At 35.7% G+C, this 24,186-nt stretch carries 15 protein-coding genes; 3 read left to right on the top strand and 12 right to left on the bottom strand.

Annotated features, from left to right (window positions below; genetic code table 11):
- Position 1: 1 nt before the first annotated feature.
- Complete coding sequence (gene hutG, locus ACKI42_RS08905; RefSeq protein ID WP_407404561.1) at positions 2-922, bottom strand: formimidoylglutamase; 921 nt, start codon at positions 920-922, stop codon at positions 2-4.
- A 21-nt stretch (positions 923-943) separates the two neighbouring features.
- Complete coding sequence (gene hutI / locus ACKI42_RS08900; RefSeq protein ID WP_407404559.1) at positions 944-2,167, bottom strand: imidazolonepropionase; 1,224 nt, start codon at positions 2,165-2,167, stop codon at positions 944-946.
- Positions 2,168-2,239: 72 nt separating this feature from the next.
- Between hutI and ruvB the strand changes: the two genes are divergently transcribed.
- The 3 genes from ruvB (at position 2,240) to coaE (ending at position 4,842) form a co-directional block, all read left to right on the top strand.
- Positions 2,240-3,262, top strand: coding sequence for a Holliday junction branch migration DNA helicase RuvB (ruvB, locus tag ACKI42_RS08895; protein ID WP_407404557.1), 1,023 nt, complete (start codon positions 2,240-2,242; stop codon positions 3,260-3,262).
- A 79-nt stretch (positions 3,263-3,341) separates the two neighbouring features.
- On the top strand, positions 3,342-4,208 hold the full coding sequence (locus ACKI42_RS08890) for an MBL fold metallo-hydrolase (RefSeq protein ID WP_407404555.1): 867 nt from the start codon (positions 3,342-3,344) through the stop codon (positions 4,206-4,208).
- 4 nt (positions 4,209-4,212) lie between these two features.
- Positions 4,213-4,842 (top strand): dephospho-CoA kinase, encoded by a 630-nt coding sequence (coaE, locus tag ACKI42_RS08885; RefSeq protein ID WP_407404575.1) that lies wholly within the window; start codon positions 4,213-4,215, stop codon positions 4,840-4,842.
- Positions 4,843-4,925: 83 nt separating this feature from the next.
- On the opposite strand, the gene ACKI42_RS08880 is transcribed toward coaE, so the two are convergent.
- The 10 genes from ACKI42_RS08880 to ACKI42_RS08835 all read right to left on the bottom strand — a co-directional run bounded on the left by ACKI42_RS08880 (position 4,926) and on the right by ACKI42_RS08835 (position 24,158).
- On the bottom strand, positions 4,926-10,643 hold the full coding sequence (locus tag ACKI42_RS08880; RefSeq protein ID WP_407404553.1) for a GEVED domain-containing protein: 5,718 nt from the start codon (positions 10,641-10,643) through the stop codon (positions 4,926-4,928).
- A gap of 170 nt (positions 10,644-10,813) precedes the next feature.
- Complete coding sequence (locus ACKI42_RS08875) at positions 10,814-13,810, bottom strand: reprolysin-like metallopeptidase (protein ID WP_407404551.1); 2,997 nt, start codon at positions 13,808-13,810, stop codon at positions 10,814-10,816.
- Between the two features lie 72 nt (positions 13,811-13,882).
- Positions 13,883-14,542 carry a DUF6048 family protein gene (locus ACKI42_RS08870; RefSeq protein ID WP_407404549.1) on the bottom strand — a complete coding sequence of 220 codons (660 nt, stop codon included), beginning with the start codon at positions 14,540-14,542 and terminating at the stop codon, positions 13,883-13,885.
- Positions 14,508-14,981, bottom strand: a complete 474-nt coding sequence (locus ACKI42_RS08865; protein WP_407404547.1) for a DUF6452 family protein — start codon at positions 14,979-14,981, stop codon at positions 14,508-14,510. Before ACKI42_RS08865 ends, ACKI42_RS08870 begins: the two co-directional genes overlap by 35 nt.
- Positions 14,981-17,446, bottom strand: a complete 2,466-nt coding sequence (locus ACKI42_RS08860) for a zinc-dependent metalloprotease (RefSeq protein ID WP_407404545.1) — start codon at positions 17,444-17,446, stop codon at positions 14,981-14,983. Before ACKI42_RS08860 ends, ACKI42_RS08865 begins: the two co-directional genes overlap by 1 nt.
- A gap of 30 nt (positions 17,447-17,476) precedes the next feature.
- On the bottom strand, positions 17,477-18,883 hold the full coding sequence (gene rlmD, locus ACKI42_RS08855) for a 23S rRNA (uracil(1939)-C(5))-methyltransferase RlmD (protein WP_407404543.1): 1,407 nt from the start codon (positions 18,881-18,883) through the stop codon (positions 17,477-17,479).
- A gap of 128 nt (positions 18,884-19,011) precedes the next feature.
- Positions 19,012-20,541 carry a TlpA family protein disulfide reductase gene (locus ACKI42_RS08850; protein WP_407404541.1) on the bottom strand — a complete coding sequence of 510 codons (1,530 nt, stop codon included), beginning with the start codon at positions 20,539-20,541 and terminating at the stop codon, positions 19,012-19,014.
- Positions 20,542-20,678: 137 nt separating this feature from the next.
- Entirely contained in the window at positions 20,679-21,446 is a 768-nt protein-coding gene (locus ACKI42_RS08845) for a succinate dehydrogenase/fumarate reductase iron-sulfur subunit (protein ID WP_407404539.1), read from the bottom strand.
- 24 nt (positions 21,447-21,470) lie between these two features.
- Positions 21,471-23,483: a fumarate reductase/succinate dehydrogenase flavoprotein subunit gene (locus ACKI42_RS08840; RefSeq protein WP_407404537.1), complete on the bottom strand. Its 2,013-nt coding sequence runs from the start codon at positions 23,481-23,483 to the stop codon at positions 21,471-21,473.
- A 15-nt stretch (positions 23,484-23,498) separates the two neighbouring features.
- Positions 23,499-24,158, bottom strand: a complete 660-nt coding sequence (locus ACKI42_RS08835) for a succinate dehydrogenase cytochrome b subunit (protein ID WP_407404535.1) — start codon at positions 24,156-24,158, stop codon at positions 23,499-23,501.
- Between the last annotated feature and the right edge of the window lie 28 nt (positions 24,159-24,186).

The raw sequence follows: 24,186 nt of genomic DNA, 5'->3' as shown, positions 1-24,186 counted from the left end.
ATTAAATCATAAACCATTCATTGACCAAAGTAGCTGCCAACCTTGCAGTTCTATCTTGCACATCAAATTCAGGGTTTACTTCGGCAACATCGAGTGCAACCAATTTGTCGCTACGCAATATATTTTTGTAAAGGTGCATAAAAGCAGCATCTGTAAATATCCCATTATATGCTGATGCCGAAACGCCAGGAGAAATAGAGGCATTGAAAACATCCATACAAATAGTACAATACATCACGTCTACACTGACTAAAAGATCATTAATACGTTGATAAATGGAAGGTAAATTTTCGAAAAAAATTTCATCAGCCAAGATATATTTCATCCCAAACTGATGCGCCGTATCAAATAATTTAAGCGTATTAGAATTTCTTTGAATCCCGATATGCAAAGAATTGATTTCTCCCTCCTGAGCAATTTGCCAAAAACCTGTTCCTGAAGTTGCTCCTACTCCCTGTTCGGGTTTTCTATTGTCAAAATGAGCATCGATATTTATTATTCCTATTTTTTTATCAGGGAAAGCATTTTTAATTCCAGAATAATGTGCAAATGTAACCTCATGACCGCCACCCAAAACAATAGATTTTCCACCTTTTAATAAGGCAGTTGAAATTTTACTAGCAAATCCTTGTTGAGTTTTTTCTAGATTACCATCTACACATTCTGTATTTCCGAAATCTAATAAAGAAAAATAAGGACGTATTACGGGAAAATTACCCATATTTCTACGGATAATATCTGGAGCCTTCTGCGCGCCTACTCTTCCTTTATTTCTAGCAACGCCTTCATCTACAGCAAACCCATGCAAAACGAAATCATTAGTTGAGATTACTTCATAATCACATTCTACATTAATTCTTTGAAATACTCTGTGATGTAAAGCATCATCACCATCGTGTCTTCCTTGCCAAATGCTATTCATAGGTTATTAAAATTAAATTGATTAGATTTTATATCCATCAATATAAACATTTTCAGGTTTTAAACTTCCCTGATTATATAGTATATTTTGAAAATTATCCGTTTTATAACTTACGAAATCTGCTTTATATCCTGTGGCCAAAATACCTCTATCCTTTAATCCTAAAGCATATGAAGCCCGATAAGTAAGACCCGCCAAAACTTCTGCAGTAGATAACTTTTGGTAAGTTGCTAATATTGAAGCTTGAGTAACTAAATTTCCCATAGGTGCAGAACCTGGATTCCAATCGCTAGCAATGGCCACAATTGCGCCTGCATCTAATAATTTTCTTGCAGGTGTAAATTTTTCTCCCAATCCTAAACTTGCGCCAGGCAAAGCGATAGCTACAGTATCAGATTTTGCAATAAAGTCTATATCCTCATCAATAGTTGCTTCTAGATGGTCTGCAGATTGTGCGCCAACTTCAACGGCAATTCTAGAACTACCTGGCGTAAATTGATCTGCGTGAACTGTAATGTCAAAACCTAATTCTTTAGTTTTAAGCAAAAATTCTTTGCTCTCTTCAGGTAAAAATGCAGACTTTTCTATAAATATATCTACGCGGTTTGCTAGATTTTCTTCTTTTACTCTAGGTAAAATTTGTTCTATGATAAAATTAAGGTATTCTTCATTACTGCCTTCAAAATCTCTTGGTTTCAGGTGTGCAGAAAGACAAGTGGGAACTATGGTAGCAGAAGTTAGAGATTGTGCTTTTTTAATAATCCTTAGCATTTTCAATTCGTTCTCTACGTCCAATCCGTAACCACTTTTTATTTCAATGGTTGTAATTCCTAATGAAATTAGTGTATTTATTCTTTCTAAAAGTGTTTTTAGTAATTCTTCCTCAGATGCAGATCTTGTATGTTGAACAGAGCTCCAGATGCCACCACCAGATTGTGCAATTTCTAGATAGGTTTTACCAGCATTACGCATCGCAAAATCATTGGCACGATTTCCACCAAAACAAATGTGGGTATGTGCATCTACAAATGCAGGAAGTAGAATTTGCTCATCTTCTATCAATTCTAATGCAGCGTTATTGTTATTTGATTTTAAATTTTCAAAATCACCTACTTTCAGAATTTTATTTTCTTCAATTAAAATTCCACCATCAGAGATGATTTCAAGTTGTTCATCAGATAATTTTCCTCGCAATGGAAGATTATTAAGAGTTACAATTTGCTTAAATGGCCCTATTAATTTCATGCTTGCTAATTTACAAATACAATTTCAGACTTGACCTAAATTTCCTATCTTTGAGGTAAATGAAATGAATTAATGCAAGATTTTTTACAACCTGATAAGGAAAACTACTCCGATGATGAACTCATGCAGGAAGAAAAAATTCGTCCGCAGACCTTTAAAGACTTTGCCGGACAGAGAAAAACTTTGGAAAATCTAGAAGTTTTTGTAGCGGCAGCTAAAAATAGAGGTGGAGCACTAGACCACGTATTATTACACGGTCCACCAGGATTGGGAAAAACCACTTTATCTAATATTATCGCTAATGAACTAGGAGTAAATTGCAAAATAACTTCTGGCCCTGTATTAGATAAACCAGGAAGTTTGGCAGGATTACTCACTAATTTGGAAGAAAACGATGTGCTTTTTATTGATGAAATACACCGTTTATCGCCAATTGTTGAAGAATATTTGTATTCTGCAATGGAAGATTTTAAGATAGATATTATGCTAGAATCTGGGCCAAATGCGAGAAGTGTACAAATTGGTCTTAATCCCTTTACCCTTGTAGGAGCTACTACCAGAAGCGGAATGCTTACTAAGCCAATGTTGGCAAGATTTGGTATCCAAAGTAGACTCGAGTATTATTCTATAGAACTTCTTTCTATGATTATCATTAGAAGTGCAAGAGTTTTGGGTGTAGTAATCTATGAAGATGCAGCGATAGAAATTGCAAGAAGAAGCCGTGGTACTCCGAGAATAGCCAATGCTTTGCTAAGAAGAGTGAGAGATTTTGCTGAAATAAAAGGTAATGGTGAAATTGAAATAAATATCACCATCTATGCGCTTAATTCTTTGAATGTAGATGAATTCGGGTTGGATGATATGGATAATAAAATTATGCGAGTGATGATAGAAAACTTCAAAGGGAAACCTGTAGGTATTTCTGCACTCGCCACATCCATAGGTGAAAATCCTGAAACCTTGGAAGAAGTATACGAACCATTTTTGATACAAGAAGGTTTCATTATTAGAACGCCTAGAGGAAGAGAGGTTACAGATAAAGCCTATCAGCATCTTAATATTGCTACTCCAAAAAGACCAGGAGAACTATTTTAATGAGTATTTAAATTTAATTATATTTCAAATTAGAATAAAAATTTAGATAAAAAAAGAACTAACTAATCAAATTATATATATGAAACTTTATCCAATACAATGTGGAAAATTTAAGCTGGACGGCGGCGCAATGTTCGGGGTCGTCCCAAAGAGTTTGTGGGAAAAAACGAATCCTGCAGACGAAAAAAACCTCATCGAACTAGGCACACGGTCTCTTCTTGTGGAAGATGGAAAAAAACTTATCCTTATAGATTGTGGACTAGGTAATAAACAAGACGACAAATTTTTTGGTCATTACTCTCTTTGGGGTGATGATAATTTGGATAAAAATTTGAAAAAATATGGTTTCGTAAAAGAAGATATTACAGACGTTTTTTTGACGCATCTTCATTTCGACCACTGCGGTGGAGCTATAGAATGGAATGATGACAAATCGGGTTACAGACCAGCCTTTAAAAATGCAAATATCTGGAGCAATGAAAATCATTGGCAATGGGCTACCGAACCAAATGCTAGAGAAAAAGCAAGTTTCTTGAAAGAAAATATAATGCCGATCCAAGAAAACGGACAGCTAAACTTCTTACAACTTCCTGTAACTGGAAATTTTGGATTTGCGCCTGATCTAAAAATGGACGTGATATTTGTAGATGGGCACACAGAAAAGCAAATGCTTCCTGTGATCAGATACCAAGAAAAGACAATTGTATTTGCAGCAGATCTTATCCCAACCGTGGGTCACATTCCACCTGTATATGTTATGGGATATGATACAAGACCATTGCTTACTTTAGAGGAAAAAAGCAAATTTTTAAAACAATGTGTGGATAACGAATACCTATTATTTTTCGAGCATGATGCTTATCATGAGTTGGCTAGTTTGAAAATGACTGAGAAGGGAGTTCGATTGGATGAAACGTTTAGTTTCAATGAAGTATTTGGGTATTAATAGTATGGAAGAACAAAATATAGAATCAAATTATCTAGAGCCAGAACCCAGTTCCAAAATTATTGGATTAACTGGTGGTATTGGATCTGGTAAATCGACCGTTGCACAATATATCGAAAACTGCGGATTTCCTGTATATTATTCGGATGACCGAGCAAAAGCAATTGTGAATGAGGATGAGAATTTAAAAATTAAAATTAAAGATTTACTTGGCAATGAAGCTTACGATCATCAAGGATTATATGACAGAAAGTTTGTAGGTAAAAAAGTCTTTAATGACGATGAACTTTTGCAAAAGCTTAATAATATTATTCATCCTGCAGTAAGACTAGATTTTAATAATTGGGTAAGTCAGCAAACCAAATATTTAGTCTTCAAGGAAACTGCTTTATTATTTGAATTGAATCTTCATCTTGATTGTTACAAGTCTCTACTAGTAACTGCTGAAGACAATATCCGTCTAAAAAGAGTGATGGATAGAGATGGGAAAACCTATCGTGAGGTAGAATCTGTAATGAATAACCAAATGCAGGAACGAGATAAGATAAAATTGGCAGATTACATCATCTATAACAATACCAATCTTGATGACTTAAAAGATCAGACTGAGAAAGTAATTTTTGAAATAGAATAAAACGAAAAAACCTCACATTAATATGAGGTTTTTTTGTTTTATTAAGAAGGCTTTCCAATTGGAAAGCCTTTCTTATTTAAACTTTATTCTTTGATGAATTTTTTCTGTACTGTACCTTGTACATCTTCAATATCGATCACATATACTCCGTTGATTAGTTTACTTACGTCTATTTTATTATTTAAAATATAACCATTTGAAACCAATTGTCCAGAAGAAGCATATATTTTGTAAGTTGCTTTTTTACTGATGTTTTTCACATACAATATTGTACTTACAGGATTCGGATATATCAATATATCAGTCTGGTTTACAGAATTAGGTGCAGGTTGCTTAGAGATTCTCACTGTATAATCTTCTACTTCACCATTTTGGAAGCTTAGACAATTTACAGGGATACCATCTTTTTGCATCGCTACTCTCATCACTACATATTTGTAGTCTGTCATACTTACAAATGCATCAGCTGGTACTGCAAAAGTAGCACTTGCTGTAGGATTTCCATTTGGTCCGTCTGCCATAATTCTTTCGTTTAGATCAAAATAACCATTACGGTTGAAGTCTATCCAAACTGCTACACCAGCAGAAACGCCAGAACCAAGTTTCTTATCAATAATAATTTGGTTATTGCTAGTTCCTTGTACCATTTCTATATAGTTATCAGGTACGCCAGTATAATCGGTATAGTTGGATGCACCTGATTCATTAATCATTACTGGTTTACCATCTGGTTTTGCCGTTACCTTAGAAATAAATTCTGTTGTAGAACTTGAAGAAGACATTTGGCAATAAGCTACAGTTGGCGTTGTAAAGAAGTAAGGATCTGTATAATTACCTGGAGTACCAGAACATACATTTACTACTTGCATTTCATACTTTGTTAATTCTAATAATCCTGTAATTGTATACGTTGGATTATTTACTGGAACCATTGTCCAGCTCGGAATTCCTACTTTTCTATATCTTAAGATATAAGTTGCTCCTGGGAACGGATCCCAATGAACCTCAGCTGTAGTCGGTGTGAGTTGTGTAATGGTAAAGTTAGGTGGTGGAACCTCACAAACTCTAACTGTAGTAAATACTTGTGGATTTGACCATGGGTTATTAGTGGTTTCACCTACACATGTGTTAGATACTTGTACTTCATATATTTTATAAGAAGACAAACCTGTAATAGTGTAAGAATTCACTGGAGGAACTAAGTTATTAATAGTTGTCCAAGTTGCACTTCCTACTTCTCTGTATCTCACTGAATATGTAGCACTCACTACAGTTGGGTTCCATGTAACTACTGCTGATGTTGCAGTAACATTGCTTATCACAACATTTGGAGGTGTAGGGTCGCAACGTGTAATAAATGTTCTAATTGGTGTAAACGATCCAGGGCCTCCACCACAAACAGCTGCTATTTGAACTTCATATAAAGTAGCAGGTATAAGACTTGCAAGCACTACAGGTGGATTACCAGCAATAGCAGATACATTTACAGTAGTCCACGCAGACACAGGATTTGTAACCGGTCTGTACTGTAAAATATAAGAGTTATTATTGGCAGCTGGAGTCCATGTTACTGTTGCAGATGTATGAGTAATTGTATTAAATGTAGGTGTACTAGGTGCTACATTACTACAAGGTTTTAGCCTTACTGCATAATCTTCAACTTCACCATTCGCAGGATCTGCACACATCGCTGGTGCACTAGAACGTTTAAGAACTACTCTCATTGTTGTAGTATAAGGCCCTGTATACACTGTATTAGACACAGTGAATGTAGCGATAACTGGTGTAGTAGTACTTGCAGCCGAAGTCATTATTCTTTCGGAATCTGCAAAAACACCATCTCTATTATAATCTATATAAGCATATACCGCATCACTATAACTTGAGTTTTGCCACGCTTTAGAAACTATAATTTGGTTTCCTGCTGAGCCTACTTCCAAGTTGATTAAGGTAGCTGGCGTTGTATAACTAATATAGTTGGTCTGCAATGAAGTGTTACTCATTACAGGGAAGTTAACTGGGGTTACTTTTACATTAGAAATATAATCGTTTGTACCCGTACCAACCATTGGGCAATACGTCAATGGTGGCGTTGTGAATGGAATTGAAGTACCAAATGTTCCCGCAGTACCATTACAAATCGTCATGATTTGAACTTGATAATTTGTTTGCTCCGTAAGTCCTGTAATTGTATAGAAACTTTGTCCAGCTGGTAAATCTAAATATCCTAAAGGTGTAGGCAACCACGCCCCTGTAGTACCTTGTCTCCAACGAATTCTGTAAGAAGCACCCGCCGCAGGTAACCAAGATACATACGCTGTAGTAGCCGTAAGATTGGTAACCGATTGTAGAGATGGTGGCGCTGTAGTACAAGGAAGTAAATCTATTAATTTCACTGAATAATCTTCTACTTCGCCGTAACTAAATGATCCGCATGCCGGCGTGGTGGAAGATTCGCTCGTAATAACTCTCATTCTTAGAAGTAAATTACCTGCATAAGTACCTGCTACTGGAACATTAAATGTAGCGTTCACTACTGCGACAGTATTTGAAGGAGATTGTAAAATTCTTTCAGAATCTTCGAATGTACCATTTCTATTAAAATCTATCCAAGCTTTGGTCACATTACTGTACTGAGTACCTGGCCACTCTCTTTTTACTGATATAGTATTATTAACAGATCCTCTAATAAGTGTAACTAACCTTGCAGGATCTGCGGTATAATCTGAATAAAAAGGAGCTATGCCCAATGTAGAGTTGCTCACCATAGGTGCTACACCTGTTCCTGTAATGGTTACATTTGAAATAAATTCGTCTGCAGAAGTAGCTACTGCTGGGCAATAGGTAAGTGACGGAGTAGTGAAAATAGTACTAGGCGAAAATGCACTTGTTACTCCACCACAAATGGTTGCCACTTGCACTTCGTATCCCGTTTGTTCTGTAAGACCTGTTATAGTTTGTGGATTGGTAGCAGGATTTATGGTAGTCCATGCGCCCGTAGTTCCCACTCTATATCTTAAAATATAAGTAGCACCCGCGGTTGAAACCCAAGAAACATTTGCAGTAGCTGCCGTAAGATTAGAAACTCCAATATTAGAAGGAGCTACAGCAGTACATGGCTGAAGGTTATCAAATTTCACTGCATAATCTTCAATTTCACCTGAAGAAGTGACGTTTGCACAAGGATCAGTAATAGTTAGATAAGACATTACTACTCTCATCTTTACCGTGCTAGTTCCAGCATATGCCCCGGCAGGTACATTGAAGGTTGCAGTAACAGGAGTTGTACTAGAATAAGGTAAATTCATTACTCTTTCGGTTGCTTCAAATACACCGTTTCCATTAAAATCTATCCAAGCAGAAGTGGCATATGTACTTGATGCTATGAATCTTCCTACTGATAGCGTATTATTGGCAGAACCTCTTATTAAAGTAATTAAAGCAGGTGCACTGGTAGAAAAATCTGAATACGGAGTAGCACCTGAGTTATTACTCATGGTATATGAATTGGTAGCAATAACACTTACATTATTAATATAAGAGCTAGCACTCGCCGAAGTGATAGGACAATAGCTCAAAGTTGCAGTAGTAAATTGTGTAGATGCCGAAAATCCTGTTGGAATTCCAGAACACACATTAGCCACTTGTATTTCATACATTGTTCCTGGCGTTAATCCAGTTAGTAATATACTGTTAGTTGCTGATGTAGCGGATATCCAGGCAGAACTTCCTATAGGACGATACTGAATATTGTAAGTAGCACCCGCAGCTGCAGACCAACTTGCATTAGCTTGTGTTTGCGTAATAGCAGACATATTAATGGTAGTAGGAATGGTGGTACACAACACTACTGTAGTCACAGTAGCACTTCCTATGGCATAAAATACGTTATTAATAGCGCTAACTCTAATTTTTACTACATCTCCAGCATTTACACCTGTAAATGTTAAAGCTTCACTTCCGTCATTAGGAGTAGAAGCCGCAAGCACAATCCACGTTAGACCGTTATCTTTCGTATAGTCAATTTTAACATTGGACACATTATATGGAACAGCCGTTGTATTTACTACATCCCAAGTAACATTAGTGGTACCACTATTATATGCATTCGTACTAGTAACTCTGAAGGGCCCATCATTTCCTACAATAATTGTTTGGTCAGCACTTTGTGTTTGTTGCTGCGTAGGTATTGCATTATTATCTCTGGCTGTGATGGAAAACTTTGTTGTCCTAGCAATAGAAGATACAGCTTCCCAAGTATTAGGACTAGAAACTGTACCAGATAATACCGTAGCTAAAGCAGGAAAATACCTTGTTGGACTTGTAGAGGGTGCTACAGATCTAAAAGTAGCGCCTGAGGTTGTAGTTCCTAAGTTCGCTTTATTAATAATTACTGTTGCCGCATCTTGTTGTTCCCAATTATAAGTCATAGGATCGTTCTCTGGATCTGTAACTGATGCAGTAAGAACAAAAGCGGTAGATTTTGGAATATTGTATGTAGGTAAATCTGCAATCACGGGTGGATTATTTGTCACGGCCGTTTCGATGTCACAAGTTTTAGAAATAAGATTCACCTGTACTTGATTAATATTGTACCTATTAAAATAAGCGTCAGAGTGAAGTTGAACATTAGTATTAACCCCAGTAATTCCTGCGTAACCCATAATACTAGAACCAGACCCTGGCTCTATAAGAGCACCAGGCATTTGGCCATTAATACTATGAGCAAAAGTATGATTTGCTCCTAGTTGATGCCCCATTTCGTGAGCTACATAGTCGATATCGAAATTATCTCCTTGAGGAATACCATCACCTGGAGATGTATATCCAGACCCTTTACCATCCGGTACTGCAGTAGTTGGATTAATGCATACACAGCCTATACATCCTGCATTACCTCCTCCACCAGAAGCACCGAATAGATGTCCGATGTCATAGTTGGCATTTCCCACATTGGCAGTAAGTGTATTTTGTAATTCTCCATTCCAAGCTCCACCTGCACCTGCTGCTGCCGCAGAATAAGGATCGGTAGCTGCATTGGTATAGATGACATTAGGGAAATTTTGTAAATTTAGATGCAATGCAAAATCTTTCTCAAACACACCATTTACTCTTGTAATGGTAGCATTGATTGCTGCAAGGGCTCCAGCTACTGTTCCTCCATGATATTGGGTATATTCTCCTGTTACAGACATCGCCAATCTCATGGTTCTGTATTTTTTATCAGAGTTTTTGGAGAAATCTCCTACTTGATGGGCAAATGAAAATCCATTTTGAGATAGATAGCTAATACTTTGTTTTGCTTTTAGACTCTCATTAGTTGAACAAAAGAATCCCGCATCAGACTTTTTAGACTTGGCATGTATACCATAGATTGTTTTGTCTTTGTTTGCAGGCTCTATAAATTCATAATGATTTCCTTTGATAATCATCGATTGAAAATCATTAGGTGCCGTACTGAATCGTACATATTTACTAGGATCTTTCAAGGAAGTTCCTGCATATGATCCTAGATCATATTTAGTGGCGAGCTCTGGTACAACAACAGGAAAGCTGTATACCGCAAACTCTTCAATTCCTCCATCTAAAGTCGGCAAATTAATAATCACTGGTTTGGCATCTTTACCTGCTTCCTGTGCTTTTAGTAATTGTGACTTTAGTTGAGAAATATCTAAGGAGTAATAGTCCTTAACGTCTGGACCTCCTTTAGCTTTTTCTCCCTTAAATGTCGCTTGGCTCCACTGAGCGCATATAGCGGCAGACAAAAAGAAGAACAAAAAAGAAGTAAAAATTTTCTTCATAACGTTCTCAAAATATTAAATTATTAATCACAAATCTAATCATTTTTTAATATCATCGCATATAATTAGTTATTTTTTTAAAGGTAATACAATAAAACAGTACAAATTATTTAGAATAAAAAAAATCCTCAGGAAAAACCTGAGGATTTATAAGTGTTTGGGAGATTTTATTACTTCTTGATAAACTTAGAACTGAAATTTTCTACATTCTTATCACTGATCGAAATAACATAAGTTCCTTTTATTAATGAAGTCACATTTATTTTACCATCATTTATAGTTCCACTATTTACCAATTGTCCAGCCGCATTGTAAATTTTAAACGTTGCCTTATCTGAAACTTTGGTTACAATAATCACATCAATTGCAGGATTTGGATAAATTTGAATACCATCTTGCGGTTTAGTGTTATCATTCGTACTAAGTGGAGATGCTACTATTACATTATAATCTTCTGCTTCACCATTCGGGAAACTTCCACATGCAAAGTCATCTGGTATACTAGCTCCTACACTTGCCGCAGTCATTAATACAGTAACGACTCTCATTCTCAAAGGGGTATTTAGTACTGCTGTAGATGGTACAGTAAATGTACTAGTAGTAGTTGTATTTGTTCCTACTGCAATTGTCCCTGATGGTCTGTTTAGTACTCTTTCATTCGCCTCAAATATTCCATTTCTATTAAAATCTATCCAAGCAGCCATTCCGTTCATAGTAGCACCAGCAAGAGTTGCAAAAAGGGAAACACTAATGGTATTTGTACTGTTTGGTAATAAATTAGCTTGTAATGTTGCGTTATTAGTAAAATTTGAATATGTAGATCCAGTTGTGGTATTATTTACATTCGCTAGAGTAACATTAGAGATATAATTGTATTGTCCACTTTCACTCGCAACTGAACAATATGGTATTGCAGCTGTAACAAAATTAGTAGATGCTGAGTAAGCTCCTGTAGTTCCCGAACATACTGAAGCTACTTGTACTTCATAAGTGGCAGAATCGGATAAACCTGTTAAATATAAGATTGGGTTGTTAGAAGTAGTTTGTAACCATGTACTTTGCCCTACGATTCTGTAACGAATATTATAAGTTGCGTTAGCTATAGGTGACCAAGTTATAGTTGCACCATTTGAAGTAATTGAGCTTGCAGTTACTGCTAAAGGAGCAGTACCATCACATGCTGAGAAAGCTGCTACATTAATTGCACCAATTGCATAAAAGACATTATTAATTGCTGATATTCTGAGCTTAATAATTTGTCCATTCATTGATGTGGGAAAAGTAAAACTTTCTGATCCATCATTAGGAGTTAATGCAGATAAAACAGTCCATGTGTTACCATTATCTGTTGTATAATCAATCTTAACATTCGCAACGTTATAAGGAGCTGCATTGGTATTTGCTACATCCCATAGTACTGGAGTGGGTACACCAACGTTTGCATATTGAGAATTTACTTTGAAAGGACCATCGTTCCCTACATTAATATTTAATCCATCATATTCAGATTGCTGTTGAGCAACATTAGGATTATTATCTCTTACATGAACTGTAAATGTAGTAGCTCTAGCAACCTGAGAAACTGCCTCCCACAAATTATTACCATTATTTAAAACCCCATTAAGAACGGATTGTAATTTAGGAAAATAACGAGTAGGACTTGTGCTTGGAGGTAAAGATCTGAAAGTCGCTCCTGTCATTGTAGTACCTAAATTGTTTTTATTAATAACTTCACTAGTGTTATCAAACTCTTCCCAAGTATAGGTAAGTGGGTCATTTTCTGGGTCTGTTGCAGAAGCAGTTAAAACAAACGCTGTACCTTTAGGAATAGAGTAACTTTGCATTGGTGCAATCACAGGTGGATTGTTTGCAATTGTAGTTTCTATATCACATGTTTTACTTGCAAGATTATTTTCTACTTGGATTACACTTCCTAATAGGAAGTATGGATCAGAATTTGCCTGGACATCAGTAGATGCTCCTGTAATACCCGCATAACCCATAATTGTAGAACCAGAACCTGGTTCCATTTGTACAGGGCTACCTTGCATATTGTGTGAGAAAGTATGATTTGCACCTAATTGATGCCCCAGTTCATGAGCTACATAATCTATATCGAAAGAATCACCAGAAGGAGGTCTTGTTGCAGAAGCATTTATAGACCCAGTAGCAGGAGAGGTAATTCCAGCACCTTTACCTAAAGGAGTAATACTGGTAGGATCTATACAAACGCATCCGATGCAGCCAGCATTTCCACCTCCACCAGAGGCACCAAATAAGTGTCCGATATCATAATTAGCAGACGTAACAACATTAGTTAGAGTTTGTTGTAACGAAAGGTTCCATGAAGATGGGGGTTCATTTGCATTTACAACTGTAGCATAAGGATCTGTAGTTGCATCTGTAAATATAAGCTGAGGATAATTTTGTACATTTATATGGAGAGCAAAATCTTTTTCAAAAACAGCATTTACTCTAGTTATGGTTGCGTTAACTTGTGCTAGTGCTTGTGCCTGACCACCGAAAAAAGCAGTATATTCACCAGTAGTAGAAATTGCTAAACGTATTGTTCTGTATTTCTTATCTGTACTTTTGGCAAAATTAGTTGGTTGGTTAGAAAAAGATGCACCCTTCTTATAAAGAGTTTCAAGTTGCCTTACAGAAGTTGGATCTTCTTTTGTATTACATACAAAACTTTTACCATCTGTATTAGGATTTGTCTTTGGATGTACGGAATATATTGTCTTGTCTGGACCTTCTGGACTAATAAACTCATACTCACCACCTTTGATAATTGTAGACTGAAAATCGTTTGGAGCTACAGAAAATCTAACATACTTGGTAGGATCATCAATTCCTACTCCAGCATATGAACCTAATTCATATTTGTCTGCTAATTCTTTTACCATTACAGGGAAACTGTATATAGCAAACCTTTCAACCTTACCACTTAGAGTTGGTAATGAAATTTCTATTGCTCTAGAATTTGGCCCAGATTCTTGAGCATTTTTAAGTTGAGATTGGATTTTTGCTAAATCCAGTTTATAGTAGCTTTTAATTGTTGTTGGCTTTACAGCCGATTTATCTGTAGCCCTAGCGGGAGTCCACTGTGCTAAAGAAAAACTTCCAATTAAACTACAAAACACAGTAGTAATTATTCTTTTCATTTTAAATTAATTATATATTATCCAAAAATAGGGATAATAATCAATAATTTATTGTTTTTAATGAAAAATTCGTTAAAACTTATAAGCAATATTCCAGGCGAAGCCCATATTAAATTTTGAAGAACTTTTCCCAAATCCAGGAACGATCATTGGAACAACTTCATCTTGCTTTGAGGCTACGATAAGATATCTAGGTTGTATATTTACATCAATAAAAAAATTAGACTCAAAGAGCTGTACTCTTCCTCCTAAAGTTCCCTCTAGCCAAAATGACGACTGTGAAGATGCGGGCATAGATACAGAAGACGCACTACCTCCATATCCTCGTATAGGAATTGCCAAATATTCTTGTTTGTAAAAAGATCCTGCCACTTTACCACCTGCATAAAAACCGTTGAATTCATTCTCTTTATCTTTAGCAAGCATATAAAAAGCACCCAATTTTACAAATGGTCCGTTTGCCTTCGCGTCATAACCATTATTTTGATAAATATTTTTATCAAAACCTGCTTCTATAATCCCATGCGTATTCCCTTTTATTTTTGAAGAAACAAAACCTTGAATCATTTGCCTATCAGAAAAAAAAGAAACTCCAGTATTAAGAACATCAATACCTACCATAAAATTCGGTTGATATTTCTCTTTTGCTTTCTCAGTAATCTGTTTTTCTTGTGCCGTAGCCAAAAGACTTAGTACACTAAAAAATAAGGTATAAACTAGTTTTTTCTTCATTTTCAATAAAATTTTGTGCAGATTCTACTTTTACAACAGGGTTGGATTTTAACAATTGAAAACTCAGATTTTCATAATTCTTTTTCACTCCACAACCCGGAGAAACATAGATAGATTTTGTAGTATAGTTTACTCTCACCATTGCAGAATCTCCTTTCTTGGAGGTTTTGATATATAGATCTGTATATGGAGAATCATCTACTCGTAACGGAACTACTACTGAGCTCGCATTTTTATTCCAATCGAAATCTACCATACCAGTTCCTAAGTCAGCAGACACTCTAATAGAATCTAGAATGGTGGTTTTATCTCCGCTCTTAAACATCATTTTTAGTCTTGGTGTACCTTCTCCACTTTCGCAGATATCGTCATCGCTTCCACAAGAAATCATAAGTAATAGTAGCAGAACAAAGGAGAATAAAAATTTTAAATTTTTCATTATTTTGGGTCTAATGCTTTTTCAATTCGGAAAATTAAATCTTCATAATGATATTGGTTCACAAGATCTGAAGAATTGTTTTTTAAAGTTAATTCTTTTTTAATTAAATTTAAATTACCTCTTATTAACGCAGGAACATCAGATTTATCTGAAGCGTAACCTGACATTAGTTTAATGAGAGTTTCTACATAGTTTCTTTGTAGGTTTCTTTTGTAGATGTCTACTTGTCCATTTTTGATAATATTTGTATTAAGATCTGCTAGCATTTCTGAAACAGTATACGTATTATTCTCAATAGCCTGAGCCTGATACATATTTTGCAGGATCATTGGGCTTAAAATTCTTGCGAAAACTCCATTCTGAATTTCTTCAACTGTTTTTACAGGCATTTTACCCGTTTTTTCAAAGATTTCTTTTTTCAGCAACCATTGTGGCGTAGCAAACACCTGATTTTCTAAAAACTTCATTGCTTCTTTCTGATCTTTTTTCGCAACCAATTCATATACAGAGCCCGATTGTTCAGTGGTTTTTGGTGTTTCCATTTGTCCACCAATGTATTTAGAAACATGACCAATATATCTTTTGAATTGAGTGGTCACTTGGTCGTACATCATCTCCAAATTTGCATAACCTTCGTTGGGTTTTTTCGTCCAATCTTCCAGATTATTTACAATTTTTTGAAGATTTTTAATTCCATAATTGCTTGCAATCATAGCATTATCTCCTACTTGTTCACTCTGAGAACGTGGGTCTAAAGGGTTAGATTCTGTACCGAACCACAATCTTTCATTTTTAAGATTTTTGATGACCCATTGGTTCAGATATTCTTTCTCAGCTTCAGGAGTTTTGAATTCTTTGAATCTTCTATATCCCCAATTAATTGCCCATTCGTCATAATCGCCTATTCTTGGCATAATACCAGATTCACCAATATTATCTTCGGGTTGCGCCACATAGTTGAACCTTGCATAATCCATAATAGATGGTGTATGCCCATTAGCTTCCAACCATTTTTTATCTCTTAGTTTTTCTACAGGCACTGTAGAACTAGATCCATGGTTATGTCTTAATCCTAATGTATGTCCTACTTCATGAGAAGAAACAAAACGAATCAGCTCGCCCATCAAGGCATCATCAAATTCTATTTTTCTTGCTCTGGGATCATTTGGTGAAGCTTGCACAAAGTACCAGTTTCTTACCAATTGCATTACGTTGTGATACCAATTGATATGGCTTTCTAAAATTTCTCCTGTACGAGGATCTGCAATAGAAGGCCCCGAAGCATTGGGCACATCAGAAGGTTTGTACACTATAGCCGAAAATCTAGCATCTTCTAAACTCCAATCTTTATCTACTTTCGGATCTGGAATTTTTGCAATGATTGCATTTTTGAAACCTGCTTTTTCGAATGCCTTTTGCCAATCGTTTACTCCTTGAATCAAGTACGGGACCCATTTTTTGGGAGTAGCAGGATCTATATAAAAAACAATTGGTTTTGCAGGTTCTACCACCTCACCATTGTGATATTTTTCAAAATCTTGAGGTTTGGGTTCTAGACGCCATCTTTTTACCAAAGAAATTCTTTTTACACCTTGTGGATCCAAATCAAAATCTGTGTATCCAACAGTGAAATATCCTACTCGTGGATCATAATATCTTGCTTGCATTTTGTTTTCGGGTAAAAGTACAAACGAAGAATTTATTTCTACGGTGTAATTACCACTTACTTTGGGAGCTTCTCTTCCTGGTATAGGTGTTACTTTACCAGCAGTTTTAGCAAAAGTTTTTGTGGTATTAATTTCTATATTAGTAGGGAAAGATTTAACAAAATTTACAAACGACAAATCCTTCTGAAAAGCTCCGACTCTATATCCGTCTTTAGCCGAAGTAGAGAATGAAGTAAATTCTGTATCAGCATTCAACAAATCTGTAACATCTATTACAGAAGATTTATTTTGTGCGCCATATGTTTTTACATCAAAAGTTTTGATGATAGATTGTACATTATTTCTTGAAACAGAATTGTACATTGCAGAGGTAGAATCTTTGGCATAATCTACAAAAGAGATGGATCTTACATAGATTTTATCTTTTCCACCTTTTTCAAAGGCAATTACTTGTTGCCCTATTTGATCTCCTGCATATCCGGTAGTACCTGTACGCATGCCGGCAGCTGCTTTTGTAAGACGAGTGACCAAAAGAAATTCCTTCTTCAAAACTGAATCCGGAATTTCAAAGTAATATTTGTCGTCTACTTGATGAACTGTAAAAACACCTTGATCTGAAATTGCTTTATCCGTTACAATTTCTTTGTAAGGTTTTAGCAAATTTTTCTTTTTGTCGTCTTTTTTTACTTTTGCGGTATCTACTTTAGCAGTTTCAGTTTCTTTCACCTGAGCAGAAAATTGAGATTGGCAAAATACCAAAGATGCGAGTATTATAAGGGCTTTACAGTTCTTCTTCATAAACAGTTTGTTTCTAATTTAAATTTAAAATTATTTCTTTATTAATAAAGCTATATTTTCTACGTGGTGCGTTTGTGGGAACATATCTACTGGCAAAATTTTCACTAAGGTATAATGTTCTTTCATTAAGGCTAAATCTCTAGCTTGTGTAGCAGAATTACAACTTACATACACTATTTTCTCTGGAGAAAGCTTTAAAATTTGCTCTACCACTTTTTGGTGCATCCCATCTCTTGGTGGATCTGTAATAAGAACATCAGCCTTTGGATGGTTTGCCAAAAACTCGTCATTGAAGATATCTTTCATATCTCCGCAATAGAATTGAGTATTGGTAAGACCATTCAATTCAGCATGCTCTATAGCAGCATCTATTGCTTCTTGTACAGATTCTATTCCGATTACTTGTTTTGCATTTCTCGCTACATATTGTGCTATAGTCCCTGTCCCCGTATAAAGGTCATAAACCACTTCATCTCCTTTCAGATCAGCAAATTCCAGTGTTTTTCTGTATAATTCTAATGCTTGTTTATAATTGGTTTGAAAGAAAGATTTTGGTCCAATTTTGAATTTTAGTCCATCCATCTCCTCCATCAAGAATCCTTCACCAAAATAGATTTGTACATTTTGGTCATAGATAGAATCATTTTGTTTAGAGTTGATACAATACACTAAAGTTTTGATCTGGGGGAAATTCTCTAGTAAATACTGAAATAAGTTTTCTCTATTTTCTTTTTCTTCTCTGTACAATTGGAATAAGACCATCCATTCTCCTTTTGAATTCTGTCTCATCATCAAAGTTCTAAGAAATCCTTTTTGCTCTCTTACATCAAAAAAATCTAATCCATTATCTGTAGCAAATTTTCTTACCGCCATACGAAGTGCATTAGACGGATCTTCTTGCAAATGACATTCTTTAAGATCTAAAATTTTGCTCCACATCCCTGGGATATGAAAACCTAAAGCATCTCTACTTCCGTAGTTTTCTTCAGAACTTATTTCATATTTCGTAAGCCATCTTGCATTAGAAAAAGAGAATTCCATTTTGTTTCTGTAATAGTATTGCTCTTCTGCACCCAAAATCGGTACGGTAATGAAATCCTCTATACCTCCAATTCTTTTGATGTTGTTGTACACTTCATTTTGTTTGAATTCTAGTTGCTTGTCATAGCTCATACTTTGCCATTTGCAACCTCCGCAAGTCCCGAAATGAATACATTTTGCATCTACTCGCCAAGGCGACTTTACAATAATCTCTTCAGTTTCTGCTTCAAAATATTTGGATTTGGATTTTCTTACTCTTGCATTCACAACATCACCTGGGATTGCCCCAGAAACCAATACTGTTTTGCCTTCTTCGGTTTTACCTATAGCGATTCCTTTGGCACCAGCAGCGGTAAGTGTAATATTCTCAAGAATAATATCTTTCTTCTTTTTCATTTTAAAATTAATTTTCTTATCCTATTTATATCACAAAAATCTGATATAAAAAAGTATTTTGATTTTGCAAAAATACAATAAAAAAAACCTTATCAAAAGATAAGGTTTTCATTACGTGATAAACGTTATTATTTTGTTGGCACTGGTGCTGTAGCTTGAGGTGCTTGTTGAGTTGCAGGGTCTAAATTTCCCTGAGGTTGCATTTGCTCTGGAGCAGCTACTTGTGGTGCAGAAAGACCAGTGACTTTATCCAAAATAGCGATTAAATCTTGATCTCCTAGATTATTAAAAGATCTACTTGCTATCTTACCATCTTTGTCTACAACAATAAAACTTGGAAGTTTGAATCCGTACACTCCATATTTTTTTGCGATATCAGAGTTTAGTCCATTTTCGCCATATACATTAACACCTGAAATTCCTTTCATCATAGCGTTGCTAGATTTTACGAACTGGTCTTTAGTATCATCCAGGTTTACATAAACAAAATTCATTTTAGACTTATAAAAATTAGAAACTTCTTTTAGAACTGGCATAGTACCTTCAGCAATATAAGGATTCCATGATGCATAGAAAACTAATAAGTAAGGTTTTCCTTTGTTGTCTGTAATTTTATAAGATGATCCGTCTGCTTTTACTAACGAAGCTTCAGGTGCATCATCACCAATTTTGAAACCATTGATAGCAAAAAGCATCTTTTTAACGTCTGCCTTTATTCCTGCATCTTTAATATCCTCTTCGATAATTTTCTTAATTTTATCAGTAGTTGCTGCAGGCGTTGTAGGATGAATATCAGACTGAGCCATTACAAACGCTAATAAATAATCTTTAGCCGTTTGAGAGTAATCCTTTTTACCTTTCAAGAATTCATTAAACAATTCTGTAGTTGTGATCTCCTTATTTGTTTTCGTTTTTGCTTCAGCAAACTTTTGGAAATCATTACTTAATTTTGAAAGTAAATATTGTCTATAGAATGGAGAGTTTTTCACCATATCATCTTTATTTACTTGCAATTTGTTTTCATAATCTGAAAATGCTTTACCTACCTTGAAAGCTGGGTTTCCAGACATTTGTTGCATATTCAATTCGTAGTTAGCCAAAAGGTTTAACACTGCAGTTTTTGCATCAATTCTTTTCCACTCAATAACCTCTTTACCAGGATTGAATTTTTTGATATTTTCTTCGATATTTTTATTAAGGTCTGCTTCAATTTTCTGCATTCCCTTCAGATACGTTGCTTCATCTTTTGCTAATTCTTGGATTTTTAGACCTTGCCCATATGTCATCAAGAATTTCTGACCTGCTTGGTAAAAATCATTATCATTTTTAGCATCACCTGTTACAGTATACTCATTAGGGAAAGTAGCTGCATTACCAGAAATATTTACAGACTGACCTCCTTTTAGAAAAATCAAATTTTGTTTTCCTGCATAGTTAATAACATACATTCCGTTTTTTGGAGCTTCGAAACTTCCCGTAAAGTTTCCATCTTTATCTAAACCAAAATTGGCTAAAGGTAAAGTAGCAACTCCCGATGCTTCTACAAATTCTATACGCTCTAGAGGAGAACTACCAGCAACTTTTCCTTTTACTTCCACTTTCTTTGAACATGACATTGCAAATATTGCAACGATAAACAATAAAAGATATTTTTTCATTTTATATTTTAATAATTGAACAAAAATAAGGTATTCGGTATACTTACCATAATTTAATATTCTATTTTATGAAAGTTTTAACAAAAAAAGCGCCTCCATCAAGGAAGACGCTTTTATATTAAATTTTTAGAGTGATGCTATCCTCTATCAGCCACAGCTACAAAATACTCTCTATTCATTCTTGCGATGTTTTCTAGAGAAATACCTTTTGGACATTCGATTTCACAAGCTCCTGTGTTAGAACAGTTACCGAATCCTTCTTCATCCATTGCTTGGACCATATTCAGTACTCGTCTTTTTGCTTCTACTCTACCTTGAGGTAATAAGGCATACTGAGAAACTTTAGCTCCTACAAATAGCATTGCAGAACCATTTTTACAAGTTGCTACACAAGCTCCACAACCAATACAAGCTGCAGCATCCATTGCTTTATCTGCATCTTCTTTAGGAACTGGGATTGCGTTGGCATCTAGCGTATTACCTGAAGTATTAACAGAGATGAAACCACCTGCAGCCATAATTCTATCGAAAGCACTTCTATCCACCATCAAATCTTTGATAACTGGGAAAGCAGCACTTCTCCAAGGTTCTATAACGATAGTTTCACCATCTTTGAAGTGACGCATGTGAAGCTGACAAGTCGTAATACCTGTATCAGGACCATGTGCACGCCCATTGATGTATAGAGAACACATCCCGCAGATACCCTCACGGCAATCGTGATCAAAGGCGATAGGTTCTTTATCTTCGTTAATTAAATTCTCGTTTAGAATATCCAACATCTCCAAGAATGAAGATTCTGTAGATACATCTGATATTTTATAGGTCTCAAACTGACCTTTGGTTTTGGTATTTTTCTGTCTCCAAATTTTCAGCGTAAGATGTAAGCCTTTTTTTGCATTCATAATTTTATCTTTATTAGTTGGAGATTATTTGTAACTTCTTGCTTTAACTTCGATGTTATCATATACAAGATCTTCTTTATGTAGAACTTCTTGCTTAATGTCATTACCTTGGTATTCCCAAGCAGCAACATATTTGTAATTCACATCATCTCTTTCTGCTTCTCCTTCTGGAGTAGCATGATCTTCTCTGAAGTGTCCTCCACAAGATTCGTTTCTATGTAAAGCATCTATAGCCATCAACTGACCTAATTCTATGAAATCGGCAACTCTGAAAGCTTTCTCCAATTCGGTATTCATTCCGTTAGCATCACCAGGCACTTTCACGTTAGCCCAGAAATCTTTTTTTACATTTTCGATCTCTTGGATAGCTTCTCTTAGTCCTTCAGGTGTTCTTCCCATCCCTACTTTGTTCCACATGATGTGACCCAATTGTTTGTGGAAATAATCTACAGAATGCGTTCCTTTATTGCTTGTGAAGAATTGAATTTTGTCTGTAATTTCTTTTTCTACCTGATCAAATGCTGGAGAATTAGTAGGGATTGCTCCTGTTCTAATGTCTGCAGACAGATAATCGGCGATTGTATAAGGTAATACGAAATATCCATCAGCAAGCCCTTGCATCAATGCAGATGCACCCAATCTATTTGCACCGTGATCAGAGAAGTTAGCTTCACCAATAACGAAACATCCTGGGATAGTAGATTGCAAGTTGTAATCTACCCATACTCCACCCATTGTATAGTGTACTGCAGGATAAATCTTCATTGGAGTTTCGTAAGGATTCTCTGCGGTTATTTTCTCATACATTACGAAAAGGTTACCGTATTTTTCTTCGATCCAAGCTTTACCCAAATCATAGATTTGTTGCTCTGATGGGTTGTGAATGTGTTTTTCTATAGCTGCTTCTCTACCTTTCTTCATGATCTCTGTAGAGAAATCCAAATATACACCTTCTTTAGTCTCATTATTTTCAATTCCGAAACCAGCATCACACCTCTCTTTACCAGCTCTAGACGCAACGTCTCTTGGCACCAGGTTACCGAATGCAGGATATCTTCTCTCTAAATAATAATCTCTATCTTCTTCAGCAATATCTTTTGCTTTTTTCTTTCCTTCTCGAATTGCAATTGAATCTTCAATCTTTTTAGGTACCCAAATTCTTCCTGAGTTTCTAAGAGATTCTGACATCAACGTCAATTTTGACTGTTGTGTTCCGTGTACCGGAATACATGTTGGGTGGATCTGTACATAACAAGGGTTTGCAAAGTAAGCTCCTCTTTTGTGAATCTTCCAAGCTGCAGATACGTTAGATCCCATAGCGTTAGTAGAAAGGAAATATACGTTACCGTAACCTCCAGAAGCAATCACTACAGCGTGAGCCGAGTGTCTTTCTATTTCGCCTGTAACCAAGTTTCTAGCGATAATACCTCTCGCTTTACCATCAACAATTACTAAGTCTAGCATCTCATGACGGTTGTACATTTTTATTCTCCCTTTACCGATCTGACGGCTCATTGCAGAATATGCTCCTAATAATAACTGCTGTCCAGTTTGTCCTTTTGCGAAGAATGTTCTTTTTACCTGAACCCCTCCGAATGAACGGTTGTCTAGTTGACCACCATATTCTCTACCGAATGGTACACCTTGTGCAACACATTGGTCGATAATATTTGCAGATACTTCAGCCAAACGATATACGTTAGCTTCTCTTGCACGGTAATCTCCTCCTTTTATAGTATCATAGAAAAGACGATATGTAGAATCTCCATCTCCTTGATAATTTTTTGCTGCGTTGATCCCTCCCTGCGCGGCAATAGAGTGCGCTCTTCTAGGAGAATCTTGATAACAAAATGCTTTTACGTTGTAACCTTGTTCAGCTAAAGTAGCTGCTGCAGAACCACCAGCTAAACCTGTACCTACCACAATAATATCAATTTTATCACGGTTGTTAGGTGCTACAAGGTTCATGTGATCTTTATGATCTTTCCATTTGTCTTTTAAAGGACCTGCTGGAATTCTTGAATCTAACTTACTCATATTATTTTTGATATATTATTGAGTTACAAAATGATAAACTGCGATGAAAATAAACCCAAGTGGAATAAGGATAGCATACCATTTTCCGATAGCCATAATGATTGGTGTATACTTAGGGTGTCTAGCTCCAATAGATTGGAAAGAAGACTGAAAGCCATGAGCTAAGTGTAATCCTAATAATACAAAAGCAATAACATAAATTGCGACTCTAATGGGGTTAGCAAATTTTTCATGAAGTTCTCCCCAAAAGCGTGTATCATCAGGTGCTATTCCTTCAATATACTTGTAAGTAATCTCATGTACCCAAAAATCGTACATGTGTAATCCTAAGAATGCTAGAATTACTAATCCTGAAATAATCATATTTCTAGAAACCCACGATGAATTTGCTGCTGCACCATTCACATCATATTTAACAGGACGAGCTCTGTGATTCTTCAATTCTAAAATAAATCCCATTATAAAATGGAAAATCACTGCAAAACCTAATATCGGCTGCATTGCGAATTGAATTAATGGGTTGTACCCCATAAATGTTGAAGCTGCATTAAATGCTGACGGACTGATAACAGATAACATGTTCGTGGACAAATGCATCAATAGGAATATCAGCAAAAACATTGCCGAAAGTGCCATTGCATATTTTCTACCGATAGTAGACGAAAATCCTGCCATAATTCTTTTAGTTATTTGAATAAGCACA

Origin of the sequence: Chryseobacterium sp. (genome assembly GCF_045629545.1) — a bacterium.
Classification (GTDB): domain Bacteria; phylum Bacteroidota; class Bacteroidia; order Flavobacteriales; family Weeksellaceae; genus Chryseobacterium.
Note: the sequence above shows the minus strand (reverse complement) of the source record. Positions and strands in the feature narration are given on the sequence as shown.